General features: G+C 69.5%; 21 protein-coding genes. 14 read left to right on the top strand and 7 right to left on the bottom strand.

The genetic code is table 11. The features are described 5' to 3' along the window. Nucleotides 1–1650: an NHL repeat-containing protein gene (locus D187_RS29675; RefSeq protein ID WP_043432032.1), complete on the top strand. Its 1650-nt coding sequence runs from the start codon at nucleotides 1–3 to the stop codon at nucleotides 1648–1650. A 97-nt stretch (nucleotides 1651–1747) separates the two neighbouring features. On the opposite strand, the gene D187_RS29670 is transcribed toward D187_RS29675, so the two are convergent. Further along, nucleotides 1748–3208, bottom strand: coding sequence for a prenyltransferase/squalene oxidase repeat-containing protein (locus D187_RS29670; protein WP_162159712.1), 1461 nt, complete (start codon nucleotides 3206–3208; stop codon nucleotides 1748–1750). 949 nt (nucleotides 3209–4157) lie between these two features. Between D187_RS29670 and D187_RS29665 the strand changes: the two genes are divergently transcribed. Further along, complete coding sequence (locus tag D187_RS29665; protein WP_002643433.1) at nucleotides 4158–5033, top strand: patatin-like phospholipase family protein; 876 nt, start codon at nucleotides 4158–4160, stop codon at nucleotides 5031–5033. A gap of 11 nt (nucleotides 5034–5044) precedes the next feature. Here the strand turns inward: D187_RS29665 and D187_RS29660 are convergent, their stop codons facing one another. The 4 genes from D187_RS29660 to D187_RS29645 all read right to left on the bottom strand — a co-directional run bounded on the left by D187_RS29660 (nucleotide 5045) and on the right by D187_RS29645 (nucleotide 9472). Further along, the gene (locus tag D187_RS29660; RefSeq protein WP_002643432.1) at nucleotides 5045–5485 is read right to left on the bottom strand and encodes a CoA-binding protein; all 441 of its coding nucleotides are present in this window, start codon (nucleotides 5483–5485) and stop codon (nucleotides 5045–5047) included. Continuing rightward, nucleotides 5482–6387, bottom strand: coding sequence for a hypothetical protein (locus D187_RS29655; RefSeq protein ID WP_002643431.1), 906 nt, complete (start codon nucleotides 6385–6387; stop codon nucleotides 5482–5484). Before D187_RS29655 ends, D187_RS29660 begins: the two co-directional genes overlap by 4 nt. A gap of 1306 nt (nucleotides 6388–7693) precedes the next feature. Then, nucleotides 7694–8908: a glycosyl hydrolase gene (locus D187_RS29650; RefSeq protein WP_043432023.1), complete on the bottom strand. Its 1215-nt coding sequence runs from the start codon at nucleotides 8906–8908 to the stop codon at nucleotides 7694–7696. Between the two features lie 246 nt (nucleotides 8909–9154). Next, complete coding sequence (locus tag D187_RS29645; protein WP_002643429.1) at nucleotides 9155–9472, bottom strand: DUF2795 domain-containing protein; 318 nt, start codon at nucleotides 9470–9472, stop codon at nucleotides 9155–9157. A gap of 220 nt (nucleotides 9473–9692) precedes the next feature. On the opposite strand from D187_RS29645, the gene D187_RS29640 reads away from it, so the two are divergent. The 3 genes from D187_RS29640 (at nucleotide 9693) to D187_RS29630 (ending at nucleotide 11441) form a co-directional block, all read left to right on the top strand. Continuing rightward, a complete protein-coding gene (locus D187_RS29640; protein WP_002643428.1) occupies nucleotides 9693–9971 on the top strand; it encodes a hypothetical protein in 279 nt (92 codons plus the stop codon). 86 nt (nucleotides 9972–10057) lie between these two features. Beyond that, nucleotides 10058–10882, top strand: a complete 825-nt coding sequence (locus D187_RS29635; protein WP_043432082.1) for a SirB1 family protein — start codon at nucleotides 10058–10060, stop codon at nucleotides 10880–10882. Between the two features lie 4 nt (nucleotides 10883–10886). Continuing rightward, the gene (locus D187_RS29630; protein ID WP_002643426.1) at nucleotides 10887–11441 is read left to right on the top strand and encodes an NUDIX hydrolase; all 555 of its coding nucleotides are present in this window, start codon (nucleotides 10887–10889) and stop codon (nucleotides 11439–11441) included. A gap of 24 nt (nucleotides 11442–11465) precedes the next feature. Here the strand turns inward: D187_RS29630 and D187_RS29625 are convergent, their stop codons facing one another. Further along, on the bottom strand, nucleotides 11466–12473 hold the full coding sequence (locus D187_RS29625) for an alpha/beta hydrolase (protein ID WP_002643425.1): 1008 nt from the start codon (nucleotides 12471–12473) through the stop codon (nucleotides 11466–11468). 229 nt (nucleotides 12474–12702) lie between these two features. On the opposite strand from D187_RS29625, the gene D187_RS29620 reads away from it, so the two are divergent. From D187_RS29620 to D187_RS29580, 9 genes are all read left to right on the top strand, one after another. Then, entirely contained in the window at nucleotides 12703–13509 is an 807-nt protein-coding gene (locus D187_RS29620) for a 1-acyl-sn-glycerol-3-phosphate acyltransferase (protein WP_020918365.1), read from the top strand. Next, nucleotides 13506–14486 (top strand): SDR family oxidoreductase, encoded by a 981-nt coding sequence (locus D187_RS29615; RefSeq protein WP_002643423.1) that lies wholly within the window; start codon nucleotides 13506–13508, stop codon nucleotides 14484–14486. The genes D187_RS29620 and D187_RS29615 overlap by 4 nt, the downstream gene beginning before the upstream one ends. A 69-nt stretch (nucleotides 14487–14555) precedes the next feature. Beyond that, a complete protein-coding gene (locus D187_RS29610; RefSeq protein WP_002643422.1) occupies nucleotides 14556–16787 on the top strand; it encodes a DUF4139 domain-containing protein in 2232 nt (743 codons plus the stop codon). Next, nucleotides 16787–18340 (top strand): DUF4139 domain-containing protein, encoded by a 1554-nt coding sequence (locus D187_RS29605; protein WP_043432020.1) that lies wholly within the window; start codon nucleotides 16787–16789, stop codon nucleotides 18338–18340. The genes D187_RS29610 and D187_RS29605 overlap by 1 nt, the downstream gene beginning before the upstream one ends. Before the next feature lie 184 nt (nucleotides 18341–18524). After that, nucleotides 18525–19820 carry a DUF2254 domain-containing protein gene (locus D187_RS29600; protein WP_002643420.1) on the top strand — a complete coding sequence of 432 codons (1296 nt, stop codon included), beginning with the start codon at nucleotides 18525–18527 and terminating at the stop codon, nucleotides 19818–19820. A gap of 36 nt (nucleotides 19821–19856) precedes the next feature. Beyond that, nucleotides 19857–20417: a DUF421 domain-containing protein gene (locus D187_RS29595; protein WP_002643419.1), complete on the top strand. Its 561-nt coding sequence runs from the start codon at nucleotides 19857–19859 to the stop codon at nucleotides 20415–20417. 110 nt (nucleotides 20418–20527) lie between these two features. Next, on the top strand, nucleotides 20528–20971 hold the full coding sequence (locus D187_RS29590; RefSeq protein ID WP_051256610.1) for a four-helix bundle copper-binding protein: 444 nt from the start codon (nucleotides 20528–20530) through the stop codon (nucleotides 20969–20971). 4 nt (nucleotides 20972–20975) lie between these two features. Next, on the top strand, nucleotides 20976–22067 hold the full coding sequence (locus D187_RS29585; protein ID WP_002643416.1) for an AI-2E family transporter: 1092 nt from the start codon (nucleotides 20976–20978) through the stop codon (nucleotides 22065–22067). A gap of 118 nt (nucleotides 22068–22185) precedes the next feature. Continuing rightward, nucleotides 22186–23898: an alkaline phosphatase family protein gene (locus D187_RS29580; protein WP_081713913.1), complete on the top strand. Its 1713-nt coding sequence runs from the start codon at nucleotides 22186–22188 to the stop codon at nucleotides 23896–23898. A gap of 21 nt (nucleotides 23899–23919) precedes the next feature. On the opposite strand, the gene D187_RS29575 is transcribed toward D187_RS29580, so the two are convergent. Further along, nucleotides 23920–24411, bottom strand: coding sequence for a hypothetical protein (locus D187_RS29575; RefSeq protein WP_002643414.1), 492 nt, complete (start codon nucleotides 24409–24411; stop codon nucleotides 23920–23922). Nucleotides 24412–24609 lie beyond the last annotated feature (198 nt).

Below are 24609 nucleotides of genomic sequence, written 5' to 3'. Positions count from 1 at the left end.
ATGTCCCAATTCCTCTCCAAGTCCCTGGCCGCCTGTCTGTTGATGGCGGGTGGTCAGGTCCTGGCCGCCCCGCCCAAGGCCTACCGCCAGGAAGTGGTGGTGGCCGGCTCCCACTTCCAGGGCGTCCACGGGCTCGCCGTCGATGGCAAGGGGCACCTGCTGGCCAGCAACCTGCTCGGCCGGACGGTCCACTCCGTCGACCTGGGCACGGGCGCGGTGAGCACCGTGGTGGGGCCGCCGCTGGGCGGCGCGGATGACGTGGCCCTGGGTCCGGACGGCTCGATCTACTGGACGGGCTTTTTCACCGGCGAGTTGATGAAGCGCACTCCGGATGGAAAGACGCGCGTCATCGCCAGGGATCTGCCGGGCCTCAACTCGCTGGCCTTCCGCCGCGATGGCAGGTTCTACGTCACCCAGCTTGGCCGGGGCGATGCGCTATGGGAGGTGGACCCGAGCGGGAAGAAGCCGCCTCGGCTGGCCATCTCCAAACCCGGCTTCCTCAACGGCTTCGAGTTCGGCCCGGACGACAAGCTCTACGGCCCGATCCTGCTCAAGGGGCAGATTGCCCGGGTGGACGTGGACACGGGCAGCATCGAGACCGTGGCGGAGGGCTTCGCGATGCCGGTCGCCGTCAATTTCGACGCGCGCCGCGAGAACCTCTACGTGGTCGACTCGGCGCGGGGCGAGCTGGTGCGCGTCCGGCTGCCCACGGGCGCCAAGGAGGTCGTCGCGAAGCTGCCCACCGGGCTCGACAACCTGGCCGTGGGCCCGGATGACCTGGTGTACGTGTCCAACATGGTCGACAACGACATCCGCGTGGTCAATCCCGCCGATGGTTCCGTCCGGCTCCTGGTCGAGTCACGTCTGGCCGTACCCTCCGGCCTCGCCGTCGCGCCGGATGATCCGCAGGAGCAGCTGTACGTGGCGGATGTGTATGCCCTGCGCCGGGTGGGCGGACGCGACGGGAAGATCACCCAGACGACCCGGGTCCTCTCCTCGCGGCTCAACTTCCCCATGAACGTGAGCCTGGGCGCGAAGCATGTGGTGCTGAGCACGGCCTACCTGGGGGAGCACAGCAGCGTGCAGGTGCTGGATCGGGCCACGGGAGAGCTGCTGCGGACGATTCCCAACGCGAATGGCGTCCAGGCCGCGCTCGAGCTCGCCGATGGCACGCTGCTCCTCGCCGAGTCCACTACGGGCAGGCTCGTGCGCGTGGACACCTCCGAGCCCGCGGGGACCACGGTGCTCGCCGAGGGCCTGGAGGGGCCCGTGGGCCTCGCGGCCGACACGGAGGCGGAGGAGCCAGGGGTGTACGTCACCGAGGTGCGCTCGGGAAAGGTCACCCGGGTGCGCCTGTCGGATGGCGCCAGGCGCACGGTGGCCAAGGGCCTCAAGGCCCCCGAGGGCATTGCCCGGCATCCGGACGGTGGGCTGATCGTCGCCGAGGTGGGCCGCAAGCGACTGGTGCGCATCGAGCCGACCACGGGCCGACTGACCGTGCTCGCGAGCGGCCTGCGCATCGGTCTGCCCGAGAGCGTGGGCATGCCGCCGGGCTACATCCCCACGGGAGTCGCGGTGGGCGGCTCGGGAACCATCTACCTGACGTCCGACATCGAGAGCGCCCTCTACCGCTTCGTCCCCGTGCCCTGAGAGACGTCCTCGGGGGCGTGGCGCGCCCGACGCGCTTCACCCCGGTACCGCGGGTCCGGGCGGACGACTCCCGCCCGGCCCCGCCGCTCGCGCCCGGCTACTGGGACAGGCGCCGCTGCATCATCAGCAGGGCGCACAGCTCGAAGGCCGAGTCCACGCGCTCCATGCGGTAGAGCTCCTTGGAGATCCAGCACTTCACCTTGCCCTCGGCCGGGGCGCCGGGGGTGTAGTTCTGCAGCATCCAGCGCGAGGCCCGGTCCAACGCCGGGGCGATGCCGGGGTGGTGCATCCCATGCCGCTCCAGGAAGCCGAGCATCAGCACGGCGTAGGAGGTCTCCGTCATGTTCGAGCGGCCATCGGAGCTCCAGCCCCCGTCCGGCAGCTGCGCCGAGAGCACCGCATCCAGCGCGCGGCGCACCGCGTCCACGTGCGGCGAGCCGACGAGGCCGACCACCGAGTGGAACGTCGTGTACAGCCACGAGCGGCTCCACTTGTCGAAGGACCAGCGGCCACTGGGCTCCTGGCGCTCGAGCAGGTAGCGCTGGAAGGGGGCCAGCTCGTCGTTGTCCTGGCCCAGCAACATCAGGGCATGGAGGCAACGGGCCGTCAGCGTCGGCGAGGAGTGCATCTCCCCCGGGTAGGCGATGAAATGGTCTTCCCGCTTGAAGCGGTAGAGCACCGCCGGGTCCACCGCCAGCCCCATGGCGTGCATGACGGCCACCACCGCGCTCGTGTCGTCACCATCCTGGAGGAAGTGGTCGCTCATGCCGAGTCCGTTCGGCCCGAGCGCCCGGGTCAAATCCCCCAGCACGGAGTTCACGTAGGGCGCCAGACGCGGCTCCTGCAGCACCCCGCCCATGAGCAGGGCATAGAGGACGAAGGACTGCTCGAAATAGTTGTGCGGCCCGCCCACCGGCACGAGTCCGGGAGTGGACGACGCGGTCGACAGCCCGCTCTCGCGCAGGTACTCCCGGGCCCGATCGACGAACGGCGTCAGCTCCGTCCGGCCCGAGGCGGCCTTCACCCACGCCGCCGTCGCGGACGGGCTGTGCCCCACGCTCCCCGCCCCATCGATCAGGTTCGCCGTGGGCTCCTGGCCCCAGGTCTCCCAGACGTGCAACCACGGCACGCCGGGCGTCACGGGCAGCTTCGCGATGATCTTCCGCTTGCGCTCCCCCAGCGCCATCAGCTGCGCGTAGGGCGCGCGCGGCAGCGCCGCCTCGTCCAACCCGAGCTGATTCAACAACGCGGGCACGAGGATCTCCGCGGCCACCGGCAGCTCCTCCGGATGCAGCGTGGCCCAGTGCGGCCCCTGGGCGCGCAGGAAACGCACCCCCGCCTCACAGGCCTCGTGCGTGCGCGGGTGCTGGGGAAAGCGGCGCAACGCGAGGAGGGCGGACATCGTGGGGATGTCCCGATGCATCGGCTTGACCGGCTCCCCCCAGCCCCCATCCGCCTGCTGTTGTGACAGCAGCCAGTCCACCACGGGAGAAGAAGCACTCTCCGCGGGTGAAAGGATTCGCAATACCTGGGCCGAATCGTAGATGGAGGGGCTCATCAATCCTCCCCCATGGCCTGTCTTGGAAAGCAGGGATTGAAGCTCCTTGAACAGGAGTTCCTGAATTCCCCCCTCGACCACGCGGATACTCTGCGAGGGGACCAACTCCATCGCGACATCCCGGATTCTTCTCATAGCGCCGTCAACTCCTTGAGGGAGAAGGGACCTGGCAGACATTTCCTCGAACCTGGATGAGGAGCACGCCGGTGGAACCCGGAACGAGCGTGTCACTTATCAATCATTTCTCCAAAAAAAGCATCACCCTGCACCGGCCACGTCACCAAGGTGCGCGCGCATCCACACTCGGCGCAACAGGAGATGGACTCCCTCGTCGGGTGTTCGACGGATTTCGCGTAAAACCAGTATTCCATTCCAAAAACAAGACGGAATCGGTCCCGATGAATTGGACGGAATTGGTCCAAATGAGGAGAACCCCTCCAGACGAGGACGGACCGAGGGGCGCATCGCATGGCCGGAGCCACCGCGCTCGCGCCGGGAGCCGCCCCGGAACCACACCCACCTCGCCGGATTGGGACAGTCTGGAAATCCTCACATGTCACGCAATCGTGAACGCAGCCACCCGGCGCGGACCCTGGTCCTCTCTCGTGCGGCTGGCACCACGGCGTGTGTCTTCAGGAATTATCCGTGTGTCTTGTATTTCTCGCTCCGCCCCGCCATCCGCGCGGCGGAGCCCTCCTGGCCCCAGGGAGCCCCGTCAACCAATGACATCTCGCAATTCGCGAAGACTCGCTCCAGCGGTTCCGCCCCACCCGCGAGGAAGTGAGGCGGGTCGCCGTCGCGGCCCTCCCGGGAGAACTCGGAACCCGGTTCTGGACATCCAATCATCGATATATCAACATACGTCGATGAGGAATTGCCCCGAGGAGCCACCTGCCCGGACACCGCACCGCGTTGCCATGTGGGGAACGGTGGTCTAGAGACAAGGACCATGGCCGCTCACACTCTTCAACAAACCCTCCAGGGCAAACGATTCGGGCTCGTTCTTTCCGCGGGCTACTTTGGCTTCTTCGGACACGCGGGTTTCCTCAAGGGGCTGGCGGCCACGGGGCTGAGGCCGGCGGCGTACGCGGGAACGAGCTCGGGGGGGCTGATTGCGGCGTACGCGGCGGCGGGGCTGAGCGAGGGCGCCATCGAGGAGCTGGTGCTGCAGCAGACGCGCGAGTCGTTCTGGGATCCGGATCCGATTGGCGCGGTGTTCAATGCCCTGCCGCGCGAGGGCCATGGGGCCACGGGCCTGCTCAAGGGAGAACGCTTCCGCAAGCTGCTGGAGCGCACGCTGCCGGTGCGCACCTTCGAGGAGCTGCCGCATCCGCTGCTGCTCACGAGCGCCAACCTCACGCAGGGCACGCACGAGGCGTTCACCTCGGGGGAGCTGGCGCCGCGGGTGCACGCGACGTGCGCCTACCCGGGCCTGTTCCGCGCGGTGCGGGTGGGGCGCGACCTGTACTGGGACGGGGGCCTGGTGGACAAGGCGCCCGCGCTGTCACTGCGCGAGAGCGCCTTCGGCAAGGAGCTGGACGCCATCCTCGTGCACTACCTGCCGAGCCGCACGCGCAAGATGCTGGGCGGGCCCATGGCGTACGCGCAGGGCATCGCGGCGGGCTCGGCGGCGCTGCGGCGCGACCACTTCCAGTTGCAGCTCGCCCTGCTCAAGGAGCGGGGCTTTCCCGTCTACGTGATGGTGTCCAACCTGCCGCCCGTGTCCCCCACGCAGATGGAGCGCGGCTTCGATGCGCTGCACCAGGCGAGGCTGAGCGCCGAGCGAGCCTTCGCCCGGCCGCCCGTCCCCTTCGAGGAGTCCTGAGGCGGCCGCGCTCAGCGCGCGTAGCGCCGGTGGTCCACCATGAGACAACGGTCCTGGACCACCTGGATGCCCGCCTCGGCCAGCCGCCGCGCCGCCGCGTCGTTGCGGATGCCCGACTGGAACCACACCGCCTTGGGCTTCTTGGCGAGGATGTCGTCCACGTGCTGGTCGATGTCCTGTGGACGGCGGAACACGTCCACCAGATCGATGTCACCCGGAATGTCCACGAGCCTGCGGAACACCGGCCGCTCGAGGATGTGCGTCACCTCCGGGTAGTAGACGGGCACGGGCACCACGTCCACGCCCGCCTGGGCGAGGTACTCGGGCACATAGAAGGCGGGCTGCCCCGAGTGCTGCTCCGTCTTGATGCCCAGCACCGCCACGCGCCTGGCGCCCCGCACCAGCGCGCGGATGCCCTCTTCGTCCTCGACGAGGTTCTGTTCGTAGCTCACCGCTGCTCCTCCTCGGACGCCCGCACCGACTCCAGCGTCGACTGCGTCGCCCATGTCCAGGTCTCTCCGTCCAACGACGCCCTGAGGGTGAACCCGCGCCGCACCGGGAGGAAGCGTCCCTTGCCGAGCAACTGTTCTCCGTCGCACTCCACGCCGGGTGTCAGCTGGGGGTCGCCCGCGAGGCGCAGCGTGTCGCGCACGGCCTGGGGCGACGCCTCCCCCGGCTGGGCGAGGCAGCGCAACGAGAACACCAGGGCATCGCCCTGTTCGGTGAGCCGCGTGCCGGTGAAGGTGCGCTCCAGCAGGTATGTCACCTCGCGTCCGCCCACGGGCAGCGTGCCCAGCACGTAGCCGCGCTGACCCGGAACCCAGGCCCGCCCGTAGATGCCGCCGTACTTCACCTCCCACTCCCCGCGCGTGCGCGCCTCGAGCGCGTCCGGGGCGAAGAAGCGCTCGAGTGGCGTGACATCCAGACCCTTGGGTGCCACCTCGCGGATGGCGGCCAGCACGGCCTCGGGCTCCACGAGCCGCACGTAGGTGCCATCCGCCGCGAGCCGCAGACGCAGCACGGCGCGCTGGAGCACGGTGTCCACCAACGACTCCACCGGCTGGCCCTGCTGGAGGTAGCGCGAGCGCGTCACGCGCTGGGTGAGGACCCAGGAATCCTGCTCGGCGGAGAAGCTCGAGACGGTGGTCATCTCCGCTTCCCGCGCGTCCGGAGCGCTCCCGTGCCGCAGGGACGTGCGCACCGTCTCCGTGAGGAGCGAGTCGTCGGGGGGCAGGAACAGGGGCCGCAGGGGAGGCGCCGCGGCGGGAGGGGGGTTCAAAGAGGGGATGTCGCGGTGGCACGCGGTGACCGGGCCCGCGAGGAGGAGCAGGAGGAAGGAGGAGAGGGTCCGCATGATGTCCGCGCAAGCTGGCAGAAAGCACCGCCGCCCGCGAGCGCATCGGTGCCTCCCACGGGGCCTTGCTCAGAAGTCCAACTGGCAGACGCCCGACGTCGTGCCCGGCTCGACGTGACAGCTTTCACCCGAGGCGCAGACGCGGGCCTCGTTCTGCTTGGAGCAGAGCTGACGACAACGTTTGGCGTAACAAGCCATGCCTGCCGGGCAGGACGGACCGTCCTCGGCACAGGGAAGAACACACTCCATCCAGGCCTCCTTCGGGCGAGAACGTCCCCCCAGGAAGACATCACAAACCTGGGGCTCCGAACAGAGTTCGTCGTGCTGACAGTCCCGGCCATGCACCTGCACGCAGAGCGAGCCTCCCTTGGATCGTTGGACGCACCGCTGCCCCTCGGGACATGACATCCCGTCACAACTGGTCAGGCAGACCGGGCCCTCCGCATCCACGTCGAGGCAGGCGAAGCCCGGAGAACAACTTTGGGGGTCTTGACGCTGGCAGCGGCGACCACACCGGAAGGCCGCGCAGACAAGGCCAGGAGCGCACGCGGAATCCTGGTCGAAGGGAACCTTCAAACACCATTCGCCTTCCTTCTGCGTCCCCATGGCACCACAGACACGAACCACTCGCTCGCCCACCTGCACCGCACGGCAGGCAAACCCCGCCTGGCAGTCCAGGTCCGCCACACACCTGCTCGCGGCACAGATCGGCTGAATCATCGGAAGTCCCCGCAGGCAAACGAGCGAAGCATCGCAGTCAGCATCACCCCGGCAGGCACGACCCGCCGTGGGCAACTGCTTGAGCTCCTCAGCAGAAAGCCGGGGGACAACCCTCAACGACTCCTTGAAGGGAGATGAATGAAGTCCACGGACAGGCAACATCCCCAGCGACCAGAGCAGGGGAAGAGGAAACAGCAGACCCAGCACCAGAGCAGCAGCCGCGCGCCAGCTCATGGACGGGCGTTCCTTCTCATCCGCATCTGGCAGTTCGCCATACAGTCGACAAACTCGTCACCGCATAGGTCCTGAAGCTCCTCTTTGGGGCACCCCGCACGACTCGCGTTTTCAATCAAGTCCTTGAGCACGGCCCGGTCGATGGAGCCCTCGATGCCATAGGCATGAGGGCAGCCCGACGCGACCACCAGGATGAGTCCACCCCCCGACCACGGACGCACGTGCCCTCAGCATTCTCCCCCCCCACTTGCCGGGCAGTCCCGGCGGTCTGGCGTGTCAGAGCCAGCCCTCCAAGCAAACGCCAGGTCGACGAGGCGAGTCAACATCCCGGACACTCGGCCCCCTCCCCGTCTCAGTGCACGGACCACCAGTTGTAATTGGCCGTGCCGGTGGGCGGCAGTTGTCCGCCCGTCAGGATCTTCTCATAGGCGTAGGTGTTCTTGATGGCCTGGTAGTTGTTCTCGACGTTCCAGGCATTCGCCGCTCCGGAACCGCTGACGTCCCGAATCACCGTATCCCCCCAGATGGAGTAGATGACCCAGGGGCGGGCGTCGATCTCCGAGACGTTCTTGTCCCAGCGCACCGGCATCTTGTCGTTCTCCGCCAGCATGCGCGGCTTGTTGTAGCCGGCGAGATCCGTGTAGTACCGCCCCGGCAGGTAGGGATTGCCGCTGTAGATGTCGACCGCGACGATGTCCGCGCCCTCGGTGGGGTAGTAGTTCCAGGGATCGCCCCCGTACGTCCCATCCCAGGCATAGGGGGACCAGACCCAGATGAGATTGTTGAACCCCCGCGTCTTCGTCATGTAGTTGAAGATGATGCTCCACAGTTGCTTGTAGAGCGCGGGATCGCGGTTGGCCCACCAGAAGCGGCCCGAGCGCTTGTTCATCTCATGGTAGGGCCGGAAGAGCACCGGGACGCCCGCGTCCTTCAACGGCTGCAAGCGATTGGCGGCCCAAGACAAATCCCTCAGCAGCGTCTGGTATTCGGCCGTATTGTTCTGCCAGTCGACGACCCGCTTGAACCACGCGTCATCCAGGTTCACCCGCTGGCCGGAGGCATTGGTGGCCGTCTCGACGATGGTGTTCTCGAAGCTCTTCACCGGACTGCCCGGATAGGGCTGATGGAAACCCATTCCCACGAGGCCATCGCCATAGGTCCAACGATCCTTGAGGAAACCAACCCCGTTGAAGGTGGCCCGCCAGGCCGTGGCGTCCTCGGTGAACGCGGACTGGTACCAGCCCGGCCCCAGGTCGAACTCGACGAACGCGGGCCGCTTGCCGCCAGACAGCTGGGTGACCTTGTCGTAGTACGCCCCCGCGTAGCTGCCTTCCTGGTGGATTTCCTTCTGCGCCTCGCAGTGCTGGCCGATGATCGTGCGGCGGTTGCCCGCGCGCGCCCCGTTCTCCAGGTCCACGAGGAGCCCGTAGACCTTCTGCGCCGCCGGCGAGGGAGAAGGCGTCACCAGCGTCCTGCCCACCTGGGCCCCGGCTGCTCCGGGACACAGCACCGCGCACGCCACCACCAGCGCCAGGCCGCTGAACCTCCCGGAACCGGAGGTCGACACACCAGGGGACACCCCGTCCCCTCGCTTCTGACTTCGCCACGTTCCCATCATTCGCCTATCTCCCGAGCGTTCGCCCCCCCACGACGCGCGAGAGGGAACCCCTTCCTAGATAGACGGGAATTCAAGATTTTTCCTGTTGTTTCGGCTCGTCGGCCCGGCGGGGGCGCCCCAACGAGAAGCCCGTGAACGCGGGAGGCAAGAGCCCCCGCGCCCACGGGCAGGTGGTGTGCCGAAAGCAGCCGCCGATTACGGGTGACGGGAGGTGTCGTCCGAGGCGCGCTCCACCAGATCCCTCCCGATGTTGCGCCGGTCACGATCCACGCCGTCGTCGTCGCGCAGGCCTCCGTTGGCGAAGCGCCGCGCCGCCTCCGCCAGATCGCGCATCACTTCCTCCCGAGACAGGTACTCCTCGCGGGGCAACGACTTGAAGACGTTGATGATGTCCACGTTCGCACCGTTGTCCTCCGCCGCTTCCACGAGATGCTCGCGCAGGGCGGGGTAGTCCACGGAATCCAGGTGGGGCGTGATGGAGCTCGCCGGGTTCTCCCCCTGTCCAAATGCCATCGTGTCCTCTGTCTTTCCGCCCGGATGTCTTCTTGGCCGGGGCTGACTCTCAACCTGGGGATGGATCCTCCACGGGGCCACTTCGCCCGGGCCCCCCGTCCGTTGGCCCCCGGGCAGGCGGCCAATCAGGCCACACGATGGCGACGCCCTTGCGTCGGCCCCGGGATTCCGTTGTGTTGCGTGAGCGACGGCGCCCCATCGCCCCAAGGAGACAGGCACCATGACGGAAGAGAGCGGACGGGAGATGCTGGACATCGCCAGCAAGCTCTTCGAGCAGATGCTGGCCCAGCAACGCGCCAAGGTGCTGCGCCTGGCCCGCGAGGTCGTCCCCAACATCACCCCCGAGGAGCTGCGCAACCCCCACGATTTCCCGAAACTCAAGGAACACCCGACCTTCGAGTTCGAGGATGGCCTGCTCTCGGGCCTCATCTCGGCGCAGATGGCGCTCTACGCCGAAATCAAGGGCCGGTTGTTGCCCCCCGAACCTCCGGGTCAGTGACTGCCTGCCTGCCTTTGCCGTCTGCCCGCTCGTGGGTTAGTGCTTAGCTCGTGAGCATCACCTCGACCTCGACCTTGAGCTCGCCCCTGGCCCGCGAACGCCTCGTGTCCGCCCTCGCCGCCGATCCGCCGCGACTGGACCTCGCCGCGCTGGCCATCGCCACGCTCAACCAGCCCCACCTGGACGCCGCGGCGTGCCTGCACACCCTGGACGCGCTGGCCGCCCGGGTGCAGTTGGAGATGGAGCGGCACGCGGGCCACGGCGAGGTGCTCGCCGGCCTCACCGCGCTGCGGCACGTGCTGGCGGACATCGAGGGCTTTCGCGGCAACGAAGACGACTTCCACTCGCCGGAAAACAGCTTCCTGGACCTGGTGCTCGAGCGCAAGGTGGGCCTGCCCATCTCGCTCTCGGTGCTCTACCTGGAGGTGGCGCGGCGCGCGGGCATCCCGCTCTACGGGGTGTCCTTTCCCGGCCACTTCCTGGTGGCGTGCAGCGCGGGGGACCACAAGCTCGTGGTGGACCCCTTCCACGAGGGGGAGATCCTCACCGAGGAAGGTTGTAAGCAGTTGCTCGAGCGCGTGGCGCCCCAGTTGCGCTTCAACCCCTCCATGCTGTCGCCCGCGCCCGTGGAGCTCATCGCCTACCGGATGCTGTCCAACCTGCGGCGCGTGTACCTGGAGCGCTCGGACTATGAGCGGGGGCTCGCCGTGGTGGACTTGCTGTTGATGCTCGCCCCCAACCACCCGGGCGAGCTGCGCACGCGCGCGGCGCTCCTGGCCAACCTGGGGGCCTACCGCGCGGCGCTCAAGGACGTGGAGCGCTGCCTGGAGCTGTCCCCGGACGCGCCGGACCGGGAGCGGCTGGAGATGACGGTCCGGGAGTTGCGCGCGCGCGCCGAGCTGCTGAACTAGCCGCATGCGCCCGATTCCACCGTGGCCCCGCCTTCGCCGGGGCCTGGAGCACGACTACACCATCCTCACCGTCCGCGAGGACATCGTCGCGGACCCCCGCACCGGCCAGGAGCACCCCCGGGTGCGCATCGACTGCGGGGACTGGGTGAACGTCATCGCGGTGACGCGCGAGGACCAGCTCGTGCTCATCCGCCAGTACCGCTTCGGCATCTCCGCGGTGACGCTGGAGGTTCCCGGCGGCATCGTGGATCCCGGGGAGGACCCGGCCCTGGCCGCCGCGCGCGAGCTGGAGGAGGAGACAGGCTACGTGGCGGGCCGGGTGGTCGCGCTCGGGTCGGTGCATCCCAACCCCGCGCTCCAGGGCAACCGGTGCCACAGCTACCTGGCGCTCGACTGCGTGAAGGCCCACGAGGGCCACCCGGACGCGGGCGAGGACATCCGCGTGGAGCTCCACCCCCGCGAGGCCATCCCCCGGCTCATCCTCGAGGGGAGCATCACCCACTCGCTGGTGGTGGTGGCCTTCTACCTGGAGCACCTGCGCGCCACGGCGCCCCGTTGAAGTCCTGCTTGGAGCGCGAGGCGCTCAGCAGCCCACCAGGCGCAGCCACAGGGCGATCATCGCCCAGCTGCGCAGCCGGTTGCGGTGGCCGTTGACGGCGTGGCCGACGTCGTCGACCTTGTCCACGAACACGTACGGCGAGCGGGGATAGGCCCGGGCCTCCTGAGCGGCATAGGCCGCGGGCGCCACCGCGTCGAACTCGCCCAGCTGCACCATGATCGGCACGTTGATCTTCTCGGCCGGGATGGGCTCCGGGTTCTTCAGCAGGGTGAAGAGGTCCACGAGCTGTCCGCGCGGCACGAAGTCCGCCTCGGCGTTGTCGCGGGCGATGACCGCCGGGTCCGCGTTGCGCGGAGAGTAGAAGAGCGCGGTGCGCAACTCCGGGGGAACCTGCACGTAGGGGCCCTGCGCCAGGAGCGGGCCGAAGACATCGTCCCCCACGGGCAGCGGGTGGTAGGTGTTGAGCCAGCCGGTGAGCACCACCGCCTGGGCGTCCCGGTAGTACGCCTGCGCGTAGGTGATGGTGAGCGCTCCGTTGGAGTGCCCCACGTAGAGGATCGTCTCGAAGGTGTTGCGCGCCGCGGTCGCCTTGAGCCGCTGCACCACCTGGTGCAGGGAGCTGGCCGACTCCGACAGATCCAGGAAGTCCCCGTCCGGCTTGTCACTCTCCCCGGTGCCCAGCAGATCCAACGCGAGCACCGCGTAGTGCTGGCGCGCCATGTAGCGCGCGTACGAGTAGTCCTGGCGGTTGACCTCCGGCAGATCCCAGTAATTGTGGTTGTAGGTGATGCCGTGCACGAGGATCTGCACCGGCTTGTTCTTCAAGCTCCCCTGGTAATAGAGGTAGCCCACGAGGTTGTAGACGTGTCCGTCGGACAAGCGCACGGGGAAGGTGCGCCGCTCGACCTTGATGCCCCCCCACGCCCCGGTCTCGGCATCGGCGTCCACCGCCGCGGCCCTCGCCGGAACCAGGCACAGCCCCGCCACCACCAGGGCCATCCACATGCTCATCCACCGGACCGTGCTTTTCATTGGAACCATCCTCATACGACTGTCCTAGAAACATCAATGTACACTAAAAACAAGAAGGATCCGATAGCCTTGGATTGCCGAGTTGTACAATTTTTACACGACTCTCCAAGAATTCCTTTAATTCTAATAAATTCAATTTTCATTGAAATGGGGCGACTCGTGGCAGCGGGAGGTGTGCCCCGCCCCGCCGGAATCTGACACCATGGTCGGCCTCGGAGGGACTGACGGCGTGAGGCGACAAGAGGTGCAGGAGCGGCTGGGGCGACTGGAGTTGCCGTTCAACGCCTATGGGGTGGATCCCTACGGGGTGTCCCGGTGGCACCTGGGGGTGGTCTTCGAGGCGATGGCGTTCTTCTACCGGAACTACTTCCGGGTGAGGTGCCATGGAATCGAGCACGTGCCAGCCCGGGGCCGGGCCATGCTGGTGGGCAACCACTCGGGGGGCGTGGCGGTGGACGGGGCAATGATCGTCACCTCGTGCTTCCTGGAGGCCAATCCCCCGAGGCTGGCCCAGGCCATGGCGGAGAAGTTCATCGGCGCCATGCCCCTGGCGTCGGTGTGGGCCAGCCGCTGCGGCCACTTCACCGGCCTGCCGGAAAACGCGCAGCGCCTGTTGGAGGACGAGCGGCTGCTGCTCGTGTTCCCCGAGGGGGCGCGGGGCACCGCGAAGCTCTACCCCCAGCGCTATGATCTGGTGGACTTCGGCACGGGCTTCATGCGCCTGGCGCTCAAGACGCGCGCCCCCATCATCCCCTTCGGCTTCCTGGGAGGGGGCTCGGCCATCCCCACGGTGGCCAACCTCTACGGACTGGGCCGGGCACTCGGCATGCCCTACGTGCCCGTCACCCCCTACCTGCTGCCACTGCCCCTGCCGGTGCCGCTGGAAATCCACTACGGCGAGCCCCTGGTGTTCGAGGGGACGGGCAACGAGGAGGACTCGGTCATCCAGGGCTACGTGGAGCGGGTGAAGACGCGCATCGCGGACATCATCGAGAAGCGTCGCCACGAGCGTTGGCAGGGGGGAGTGAAGCCATGAGGGTGCTCATCCTGGGCATCACCGGAGCGGTGGCGCGGCGCGTGGCGGTGGGTCTGCACGCGCGGGGGCACACGGTGGTGGGCATCGACACGAGGCCCTGGCCGGACGCGCCCCAGGGCATCGAGGTGCACGTGGAGGACCTGCGCAAGCGGGCGGCGGAGGACTTGTTCCGCACCCGGAGGCCCGAGGCCGTGGTGCACATGGCCACGGTGACGTCGCTGCGCGTGCAGGGCGAGGAGCGCCATCGCATCAACCTGGGCGGCACCCGCGTGGTGTTCGAGCACTGCCAGGCGTACGGCGTGAAGCACGCCGTCTTCGTGGGCCGCCATACCTTCTACGGGGCGGCCCCGGACTCGTCGCTCTACCACACCGAGGTCGAGCCCCCCAAGGAGCTGGCCTCGTTCCCGGAGCTGGCGGACCTGGTGGCCGCGGATCTCTACGCGTCCACGGCGTTGTGGCGCACGCCGGAGCTGGCCACGTCGGTGCTGCGCGTGTGCTACACGCTGGGGCCCTCGGCGCAGGGCACGCTGGCCACGTTCCTGCGCGGCCGGCGCGTGCCGCTCGTGGCGGGGTATGATCCGCTCTTCCAGTTCATGCACGAGGACGACGTGGCAGCGGCCATCGTGCACACGGTGGAGAAGCGACCCCGGGGCATCTTCAACGTGGCGGGGCCCCAGCCGCTGCCACTGTCCGTCATCGTCCGCGAGGCCCAGCGCATCGGGGTGCCCCTGCCGCTCGCGGTACTGCGCCAGCTCATCGGCCGCTTCGGCCTGCCCCGCCTGCCCCCGGGAGCGCTCAACCACCTGAAGTACCCCATCGTGGTGGATGCCAGGAGCTTCCACGCCACCACGGACTTCCACCACCAGTACGACGAAATCCAGACCGTCCAGTCCTTCCTGGAGGCCAATCCCCCGCCGCCGCCCCACCGCGAGCAGGTGCTTCACCGGCTGGAGGCGCTCGGGGTGATGAAGCGGTAACACTCGCGCTCCGGCGCGCGCGCCGCTAGCCTGCCCCCTCGCGGTGGAGCAGCCGCCGAGGGGGCTTCGATGATCGTCGTACCGTCCACGTTGGATGCGGTCACCGTCCATACCGAGGGGGCGCTCTGCACACGCCTGGCCTCGGTGCCGTGCGAGCGGGGAAGCGCTCCACGCCAGGTGCGCATCGAGGGACTGCCGCTGAGCCTGCGCCTCGGCTCGCTCCGGGCGGCCGTCCTCCAGGGGCCCCCGGGCTTGTGCGTGCGCGAGGTGCGGCCCGTGCTCGACGTGCGGCTGCCCCCGGAGGAGGACCTGCCCGCCACCCAGCGCGCCCTGGAAGAAGCCCAGGACAAGCTCGCCACCGTCTCGGCCGAGCTGGAGCGGCTGCAACGCGACGTCCTCACCCTGCGCAACCTCAAGCCCTCCTTCCCGCCCCGCCCCAAGGACGAACCCCGGCCGCCCCGTGCGCCCGCCCACGCTTCCGTGCTCGCGCTGGCGGACTTCGTCGACCGGGAGCTGGCCAGCCTGCACACCCGGCAGCTCGAGCTGGAGCGCCAGCAGCGCGACGCCGCCGCCGAGGTGGAGCTGCGCCGGCGGCGGCTGGAAGAGGGCTCGTCCGCGGCGCGGGGTCAACGCGCTCAACTGCACCGCGCCGTCGTCCTCACGCTGTCCGAGGCGGCGTTGGAGGCGGACACCCACGTCCAGCTCGCGCTCGAGTACGCCGTGCCCGGCGCCCGCTGGGTGCCCGGGTATGACTTGCGAATGCCCCGCACCCTCGATGGGGGCTCGCTGCGCATGCGCGCCTCCATCCTCCAGCGCACCGGCGAGGACTGGAGTCAGGTGCGCATGTCCCTGTCCACCGCGCGCCTGGAGCGACGCGCCGAGGTGCCCGAGTTGAAGGCCCTGCGCATCGGCCGGCGTCAGCCTCCTCCGGCGCGCTCGGGCTGGAGGGAGCCACCTCCGGGACTCGACGAGCTGTTCGCCAGCTACGACGCCGCCCGGCCCCCGAGTCCTCCGCCCCCCGCCCCACCCGCTCCCGAGCGCACCCGCGTCCGCGAGTTCGCCATGCCTCCGGCGCCTCAGCGCATCACCCAGTCGTCGCTGCCCGTGGTGGGGGGCGCCTTCAGAGGAGGCCCGGGCGGAGGAGGGCCCCCGCCTCCCGCCATGTCCGCGCCACCACCGCCTCCCGCACCCGCGCCTGGCGCGGCCCCCTTTTCCGCCAAGAAGAAGTCCATGGCCCCGCTCATGCGGCGCCAGGAGGAGTCCGACGAGGAGGCCGAGCTGGAGCTGTCCGCCGAGCCGGCCCCTTCCATGGATCTGATGGAAGCGGAGGAGGTGGATACCGTCCCGTTGGCCCTGGAGCGGACTCGCTCCGCCAGCCGGCCGTCACCCGCCCCGGCTCCAGGGGAACTGGAGCTGGGGGTGGACCTGCTCGACTACGCGAGCCTCGTGCTGGGCTCCGCGGAGGAGCCCGAGACGCGGGGACGGTTGCACCCCCAGCGCGAGGCCCTGCCGCGCGAGCAGCTCGTGGTGCTGGGCGTGCACCTGCACGTGGATGTGTTCGCGCTCATCGCCTCGTCGGAGCAGGAGGCGGAGGCCCTCCAGCAGGAGGAGCCCCCGGCCTGGTGCGTGCCACCCGACCAGTCCACGCCCCACTTCGATCACCGCTTCGACGTGGAGGCGCGCGTGGAGGTGCCCTCGGATGGGCGCTGGCACACCGTGCCGGTGTTCTCCGCCCCGGTGGGCCTGAGCGCCGAGTACGTCTGCGTGCCCTCGGTGGAGCCGCGGGTCTTCCGCACCGTGAAGGTGGAGAACCGCACGCCCCATGCGCTGCTCGCCGGCCCGGTGGATGTCACGCTCGGGGACGAGTTCCTGATGACGTCTCCCCTGCCCACGCTCGTGCCGGGCGCCACCCAGCGGCTCGGCCTGGGCGTCGAGGAGTCCCTCAAGGTGTCGCGCCACACGCGCTTCGATGAGCTGTCCGGCGGCATGTTCAACAACGTCAGCACCCTCTCGCACCACGTGCGCGTCGAGCTGGCCAACCGCACCTCCCAACGCGTCACCGTGGAGGTACTCGAGCGCGTGCCGGCCGTGCCCCCCTCGGAGAAGGACATCAAGGTGGAGGAATCCGAGGTGAAGCCCCCGTGGAGCAGGCGCGTGCCGCCGCCGGGAGAGCCCCCCGTGGAGGGCGAACGGGCCTGGAGGCTCACCCTGCAACCCGGAGAGACCCAGACGCTCAGCGCCGCGTGGACCGTGCGGATTCCCTCGAACAAGGTGCTCGTGGGCGGCAACCGGAGGACATGATGTATCCCCCCATTCATCTGCCCATCGTCAAGGTCACCGTGCTCGAGGACCGGGCGCTGGTGGAGCGCCACGCGGAGGTGGTGCTGTCCCCGGGCGCCCAACTGGTGCGCGTGGAGGGCCTCTCCCCGCTCGCGGTGGACCGCTCGCTCCAGGCCCAGCTCACCGGAGGCAGTGTGGCGCAGGCGCGCCTGCACCGGGCCTGGAAGCAGAAACCCCGCGAGGGCTCGCCCGAGGGCAAGACGGAGCCCCGCCGCCGCGTGGACACGCTGGAGGCGGAGTGGAAGCGCGCCCAGGTGGACGTGCAACGGCTCCAGTCCCGCGTGGAGGTGGTGAACGCGGCACGCGAGGACGTGCTGCGCGCCATCGCCGAGTTCGCCGGGGCTGGCGAGGCCCGGCCGGAGTCCTGGCACGAGCAGCTCGAGGCGGTGCGCGCGAGCACCACCGCCGCCGAGGAGGCCCTGCGTCAGGCGCGGCAACACGCGGAGCGGACGCGGCAGCGGCTGGTGGAGGCCCAGGCGGCGCTCGCCCAGGGCGAGCAACCCGAGCCCCTGCTCGTCACCACCGCGGAGCTCCAGGTGGAGCACCCCACGGGAGGAAGCGTGTCCCTGAGGCTCACCTACCTGGTGCCGTGCGCGGTGTGGCGGCCCGCCTACCGGGCCACGCTCGCCTCCACCGGGGGCGGCGAGTCGGTGACGCTCGAGTGCGAGGCCGTGGTGTGGCAGCGCACCGAGGAGGAGTGGAAGGACGTGGAGCTGCTGTTGTCCACGGCCCGGCCCACCCTGGGGGCCGCACCGCCCCGACTGGTGGAGGACTGGCTGCGGCTGCGCGACAAGAGCGAGCAGGAGAAGCACACGGTGGACGTCGCCGTGCGCGAGGAGGTCATCCAGAAGACGGGGGAAGGCGGGGCCCACCAGACGGAGGAGCTGCCGGGACTGGACGATGGCGGCGAGGCCCTGACGCTCACGGCGCGCCACCGCGTCACCCTCCCCTCGAATGGAGCGCCCCACCGGGTGCCGCTCTTCGCGTTCACCGCGCCGGCGGTGTCCGAGTTCGTCGGACACCCGGAGCACTCACCCCTGGTGCACCGCGTGGCGCGCTTCGACAACCGGGGCCCGGCCGTGCTGCTGGCGGGCCCGGTGGAGCTGGTGCGCGCCAGCGGCTACGTGGGCCGCGCCCAGCTCAAGTTCACCGGCGTGGGCGAGCGGCTCGCGCTGGGCTTCGGCAGCGAGGACACGCTGCGCATCGTCCGCCAGGCGGACGTGAAATACGACACCCAGCGGCTCACGGGACGACGCACGCGAACCCATCTGGTGAAGCTCTTCCTCTCGCACACCGGCGAGCGCCCCGTGCGCGTGGCCATCGAGGAGCGCATGCCCGTCTCCGAGGTGGAGGCGGTCGAGGTGAAGCTGCTCGAGGAGCAGACGCGGCCCCCACCCACGAAGGTGAGCGAGGAGGGCATCCTGCGCTTCGAGCTGGCCGCCCCACCCCGCTCCCAGCAGGAGCTGACCCTCGCCTACGCGGTGGCCAGCTCCGCCAAGGTGTCCGGCCTCTAGGCGCTGGCCTGCATCCCCCCGGGGAACTCCTGGGGGGCAGGTGTCATTGGCAGGGCTCGGTGGAACCCCAATCTTATGGGTGAGAAGTCGCCTCCCCCTCCGAGAAGGAGCGCCCCATGGATTCCGCACGTCCCCCACTGATCCGCTCGCGCTCACCAGGCGTGCGGGTGCGCCACGCGCACTCATGAAGCTACGGCTCACACGACTGGCCGAGCGCCTGGGCACGAGCTACTGGCTGGTGCCCTCCCTGTGCGTGGCGGTGGCCATCGGCCTCTCGCACGCCGCCCAGGCGCTCGATGCACACCTGCCCCAGGAGCGGCACGCCTGGTATCTCTTCCGCGGGGGTCCCGAGGGCGCACGCGCGGTGCTCTCCGCGGTGTCGTCCTCGATGATGACCTTCGCCGGTCTCGTCTTCTCCGTCACCATCCTGGTGCTCCAGCAGGCCAGCAATCAGTTCTCTCCGCGTGTGCTGCGCACCTTCCTCCGGGACAGGAAGAGCCAGCTCGCCCTGGGCATCTTCGTGGGGACGTTCGTCTACGCCCTGCTGGCGCTGCGCACCGTCCGGGGGACGTCGGAAGGGATAGAGCGCCACGTGCCTTCGTTGTCCGTCTGGCTCGCGGTCGTGCTCGCCCTGCTCTGCGTGGGCACCTTCATCTTCTACATCCACCACGTCGCCCAATCCATCCGCGCCGTGGTCATCCTCACCCGCATCCGCGACGAGACGCGCTGCACACTGGAGCGGATGTACCCGGAGGGTGTTGGCGAGGACGCGCGGGAGGCGCCCCCCAGGAGACCCGAGGGGCTGCCCTCGCTCCTGGTGACGTACCCCGGTACCTCCGGAGTGCTCGTCACCGTGGACGAGGAGCAGCTCTTCTCGTGTGCCCGGAAGGCGGGCGTCACCCTCGTCCTGGTGCCCCTGGTGGGTGACTTCATTCCCCACGGCGGTCTGCTCTTCGAGGTCTGGGGAGAAGCCTCGCGGCTGGAGGTGGAGACCCTGCTGGGCTCGCTCAGCATCGGCCCGGAGCGGACGCTCCAGCAGGACACCGCCTTCGGCTTCCGCCAGCTCGTCGACATCGCCGAGCGCGCCCTCTCCCCCGGCATCAACGATCCCACCACGGCCGTCCAGGCCATCGACCAGTTGCATGACTTGTTGCGGCGCATGGTGGGCCGACGCTTTCCCTCCTCCGCGCGCGAGGACGGGGAGGGCCTGTTGCGGCTGGTCTGCCCGCGCCCGGACTGGAACGCCTATGTGCGGCTCGCGGTGGATGAGGTGCGCGGGTACGGCGAGGGCTCCTTCCAGGTCGCCCAACGCCTGCGCTTCCTGCTGGAGGATCTGCTGCGGGTGGCCCCCGCCTTCCGGCGTGACGAGCTGGAGCGGCAACTCTCGCTGCTGGAGGCCAGTGTCGAGCGCGCCTTCAAGGACGGGCGGGAAGCCGCGATGGCCCACCGCGCCAACCCGCAGGGGCACGGCCCCCACTGAACCGGGCCCTCGGGCTCTCGCCACGGGAGGAAGCACATGTTCTTCGATAACTGGCAGGCACTGGGCCGGGTGGCGCTCGTGGGCGTGTGTGCCTACGTGGCGCTGGTGCTCATGCTGCGCCTGTCGGGCAACCGGACCCTCTCCAAGCTCAATGCCTTTGATTTCGTGGTGACGGTGGCGCTGGGCTCGACCCTGGCCACGGTGCTGCTGTCCAAGGACGTGGCACTGGCCGAGGGCCTGCTGGCCTTCGCCGTCCTCATCGGGCTGCAGTTCCTCGTCACCTGGACCTCGGTGCGCGTGTCCTGGGTCAACCACCTGGTGAAGTCCGAGCCCCTGCTGCTGTTCCACCAGGGGCGCTTCCTCCCCCGGGCCATGCGCCGGGCGCGAGTCGTCGAGCAGGAGGTGCTGGCGGTGATGAGAGAGCAGGGCGTGGCGCGGCTCGACAGCGTCGAGGCCGTCGTGCTCGAAACCGACGGCTCGCTGTCCGTCCTGCGCCGGCCCGACAAGCCACCCGAGACCCTCTCCAATGTCCGGAGGCCTGGCCCCGAGGAGAGGCCCCACCCCGAGGGCTCGCCTGACTCCTCACCCGTGGGGTGACGGGCTGGCAGGCGCCTCCCCGTGGCGGGAGGTCATGGCCCACGCCACGGTTGCCCCTGGGCGCGCCGCCCCCCATCCATCCTTTGAATGTGAATGGAACGGAGGAAGAGATGGCACATGTCGAGAGCCGTACACCGGATGGCCGGGGATTCCTGGGACATGTCCAGCGGATGCTTCAGACGCACCCCGGCACGCCCTCCCTGGACAGGGACGCGCTCCTGGAATGCATCCAGGCGTGCTTGGACTGCGCGCAGTCCTGCATCTCCTGCGCGGATGCCTGCCTGGGCGAGAAGGACCCCAGCGCGATGGTGCGCTGCATCCGCTTGAACCAGGACTGCGCCAACCTCTGCGAGACGACCGGCAAGATCCTCTCGCGGCAGACGGCCTTCGAGCCCGCGATGGCGCGCGCCATCCTCCAGGCCTGCGTGGCGGCGAGCAGGCTGTGCGGTGACGAGTGTGAGCGGCACGCCCAGGCCATGGAGCACTGCCGCGTCTGCGCGGAAGCCTGCCGCCGCTGTGAACAGGCCTGTCAGCGTCTCCTGGCGGCGGCCTGAGACGATGGCCTGGACACGTCCCACCCTGGAGGGGGCCGCGCGCTTCAGTGGGAGGAGCCTGCTCGTCGCGGGCTTCGTCTTCGTCCTGGGCTCCATCGTCAGCAGACTGCCCCTGGTCTTCCTGTCGGTGTTCGTGGCGCTGCTGTTCACCAGCCTCCTCCACCCCGTGGCGGACTGGCTGGCCCGGCATCGCGTTCCACGTTCCCTGGCCGCGCTCGCCACCGTCCTGCTCACGGTGGTGCTCGTCGGCGGCCTCTTCGCGTGGATTGCCCCGAGGACGGCCTCCGCGCTGTCGGCGAACGCCGACACCCTGTCGCGACAGGCCCAGGAGCTCACGCGCTCACTGACCCGGTGGCTGCCCGGAGAGCAGCTCACGTTGGACGAATTGGGGACCCGGGCCGAGCAATGGGTGCGCCAGAACGCGCGGACACTCACCCTGAACGCGGCCGCGGGTGTCGCGACACTGCTCAGCGTACTGAGCGGGATGCTGCTCACCCTCGTCCTCACCTTCTTCTTCGTGCGGGATGGGAGCGCCCTGGTGCGCGCGGCCCTCTCGCCGCTCTCGCCGGAAAGGCGACGGCTTGCTCGTGCGGCCCTGGGCCGGGCGTGGAGCACCCTGGGGGGATGGGTGCGCGGGACGGTGGTGGTGGCGCTCATCGACGCGGCCGGCATCGGCGTCGGGTTGCTCATCCTCGGCGTCCCCCTGGCGCTGCCGATCGCGCTGCTCACGTTCCTGAGCGCCTTCGTGCCCGTCGTCGGTGCGCTGTTCGCGGGCGCGGTCGCCGTGCTGCTCGCGTGGGCCACGGACGGCACCCGGGACGCGCTCATCACCCTGGGCATCGTGCTGGCCATCCAGCAGCTCGAGGGCAATGTCCTCCAACCGATGGTGATGGGCCGCGTCCTGCCACTCCATCCCGCGGTGGTGCTGCTCGCCGTCACCGCCGGTGCCCTGGTGGCGGGCATCACGGGGGCCTTCGTCGCGGTGCCGCTGCTGGCCGCCCTCACGGCCGGGGCGCAGGGCGTCCTCGCCGAGGGGCGCGAGCCGCCTCGGGAGGAACAGGAGGACATGGACACCCAGCCGCCCGTCCCCCATTGAGGTCCCGCGCCGTCCCACGAGCCCGGGGCGGGCCTCCCGGTGTCCTCGTCCCGACAGCCCTCCGCGTCCGCGCTTGTCCGAGAACAGGGGGTGGGCTTGCCTGCGAGCGGAGGGCGCCATGGGCTCCGGACACGCGAAACGTTGGGCTGTGGGCGCCGGGGTGGTCCTGCTCCTCGTGGGCGTGGCCACGGGCGCGTGGTGGCTGCTGCGCCCGGGTCCACCCACGAGAGAGACACTGACGGAGGCGGTGGAGCTGGCCACCACGGGTGGAGACCGTCTGTTGCGTGAGCCCATGCGTCCGCTCACCCCCGGGCCTCGCGTGCTCCTCTTCGCGCTCGATGGAGTAGGCGCCAACGAGTTCCGCCAGGCCGTGAGCGAGCACTCCTCCGGCTCCATCCATGCGCTGTTGGGCCCCGAGCGCGGCGAGCACCTCTTCGAGCACGGCTTCGCGGTCCCCGGGGCGCTGAGCATCCTTCCCTCGACGACGGTGGCCGCCTGGGCCTCCGTCTACACGGGCCAGCCTCCCGCGCGCACCGGAGTGCCCGGCAACGAGTGGTTCGCCCGCGACGAGGTCCGCTTCTACGCCCCCGCCCCCGTCTCCGTGCACGCGAAGGAGGATGTGCTGCACACCTTCACGGATGGGCTCGTGGGAAAGGCCCTGAAGGTGCCCACGCTCTTCGAGTTGGCCGACGTGCGCTCCTTCGTCAGTCTCGCGCACGTGTACCGGGGCGCGGACTTCTTCACCACCCCGGAGCCGAGCGCCGCCGCGGATCTGCTCGTCGACTTCGCCCGGGGCCTCGTGGGAGCCCCGGACATCGAGCGGGAGACCTACGCCGAGCTGGATCAATCCTCCGTGGCGCACCTGCTCGAAGCCCTCGGTCAGTACGGAGTCCCCCGCCTCCAGGTCGTCTACTTCCCCGGCGTGGACCTGTACACCCATGTGGCGAGCGAGCCGCTCGAGCAGCAGCGGCGCTACGTGCGCGAGGTGCTCGATCCGCTGGTGGGCCGCGTGTTGGATGCCTACGCGGAGGCCGGAGTGCTGGACGACACCTATGTCCTCTTCGTCTCGGATCATGGCCACACGCCCGTGCCAGGAGATGATCGGCACGCGCTCTCCGCCCAGGGGGAGGACGAGCCCACCACCGTGCTCGAGCGCGCGGGCTTCCGGCTGCGCCCGCTGAGGCTGGAGGTGGAGCCACCGGCGCGGGACTTCCAGGCGGTGGTGGCCTACCAGGGCGCCATGGCCTACGTGTACCTCGCGGATCGCTCCACCTGCCCGGAACCGGGCCAGCGCTGCGACTGGAACCGGCCACCGCGGTGGGAGGAGGACGTGCTGCCGGTGGCGAGGGCCTTCCACCGTGCGAACCTGACGGGCGAGGGCGCGGCGGACATGAAGGGCGCGTTGGATTTCGTCTTCGCTCGCGCGGGCCGCCCCGTGAGCGAGGACGCACCGCCCTTCCAGGTGTTCGACGGCGAGAGGCTGATCCCCCTGGCCGACCACCTCACCGCCCACCCACGGCCCGACCTGTTGAACCTCGCCGAGCGGATGGAGGGCCTCGGCGCCGGCCCCCAGGGGCACCGTGCCGGGGACGTGCTGCTGCTCACGCGCACGGGCCTGGAGCGGCCCCTCTCCGAGCGCTTCTACTTCGCCGGCCACTACCACTCCTGGCACGGCAGCCCCAGCGCCCAGGACAGCCGCGTCACCTTCGTCGTCGCGCGGCGCGACGAGGAGGGGGAGCGGGTGCGGTCACGGACGGAGCCCGTGGTGGGGCCTCGGCCCTCCCTGCTCCACGTCACCCCCCTGATCCGTGAGCTGCTCGGGGCGCGTTGAGCGCGCGGACGTCCTCGGGACTCAGCGCCGCCACGCCTGTATCTCCTGCCAGATACGCGAGGACTCCGGGGCCCCCACGGGGCCATGGACGGCGGCGGAAATACGTCCCTGGGAGTCCAGGGTGAACACGTAGGGCACTTCGCTGTCCGGCTCCAGTTGAAGCGCGCGCTGGATGTCCCCCTCACCTCCGAGCCACGTCTGCTCCCAGTACTCGTGCGGAATCTTCTCCCGCGCCTTGCCGCGGGCCAGGTCATCGGAAATGAAGAAGGGCAGATCAATGGCAATCAGCGTGACGAGCGGAATGTTGTTGCCGTAGCGCTCGATCAACGCCCGAGCCCAGGAATGGGCCTCGCCCGAAGCGGCGCGACTGGTGGCGGCGATCACCACGGAAGGCTGGCGCGTGAGCTCCGACGAGCGGCGCTGGGTGCCCGTCAGGTCGGTGCCCACGAAGAACGGAAGTTCCTGGCCGATGGGAAGTGCCGCGGGAGCGAGGCTGGGGAGCAGGACTCCCATGGAGGCAATCGCCACAGGCCATTTGCGTCGCACGTTCAATCCCTCCTTCGGGTGGGTGCTCTCCTCGGAAAGCTGACCGTGGAGTAGCGGGCCCGCAACGCCAGGGCGGACGGGGGGGCGGGTGCTCGTGTGGCGGGCGGTGCGGGCCTCGACGCGGGCCTCCTTGGGGAGGAAGGCGACAAGTCCAGAGGCCGACGC

Origin of the sequence: Cystobacter fuscus DSM 2262 (assembly GCF_000335475.2) — a bacterium.
Lineage (GTDB): Bacteria > Myxococcota > Myxococcia > Myxococcales > Myxococcaceae > Cystobacter > Cystobacter fuscus.
The sequence above is the reverse complement of the archived record's forward strand: the minus strand, read 5'-3'. Positions and strand labels throughout refer to the sequence as shown.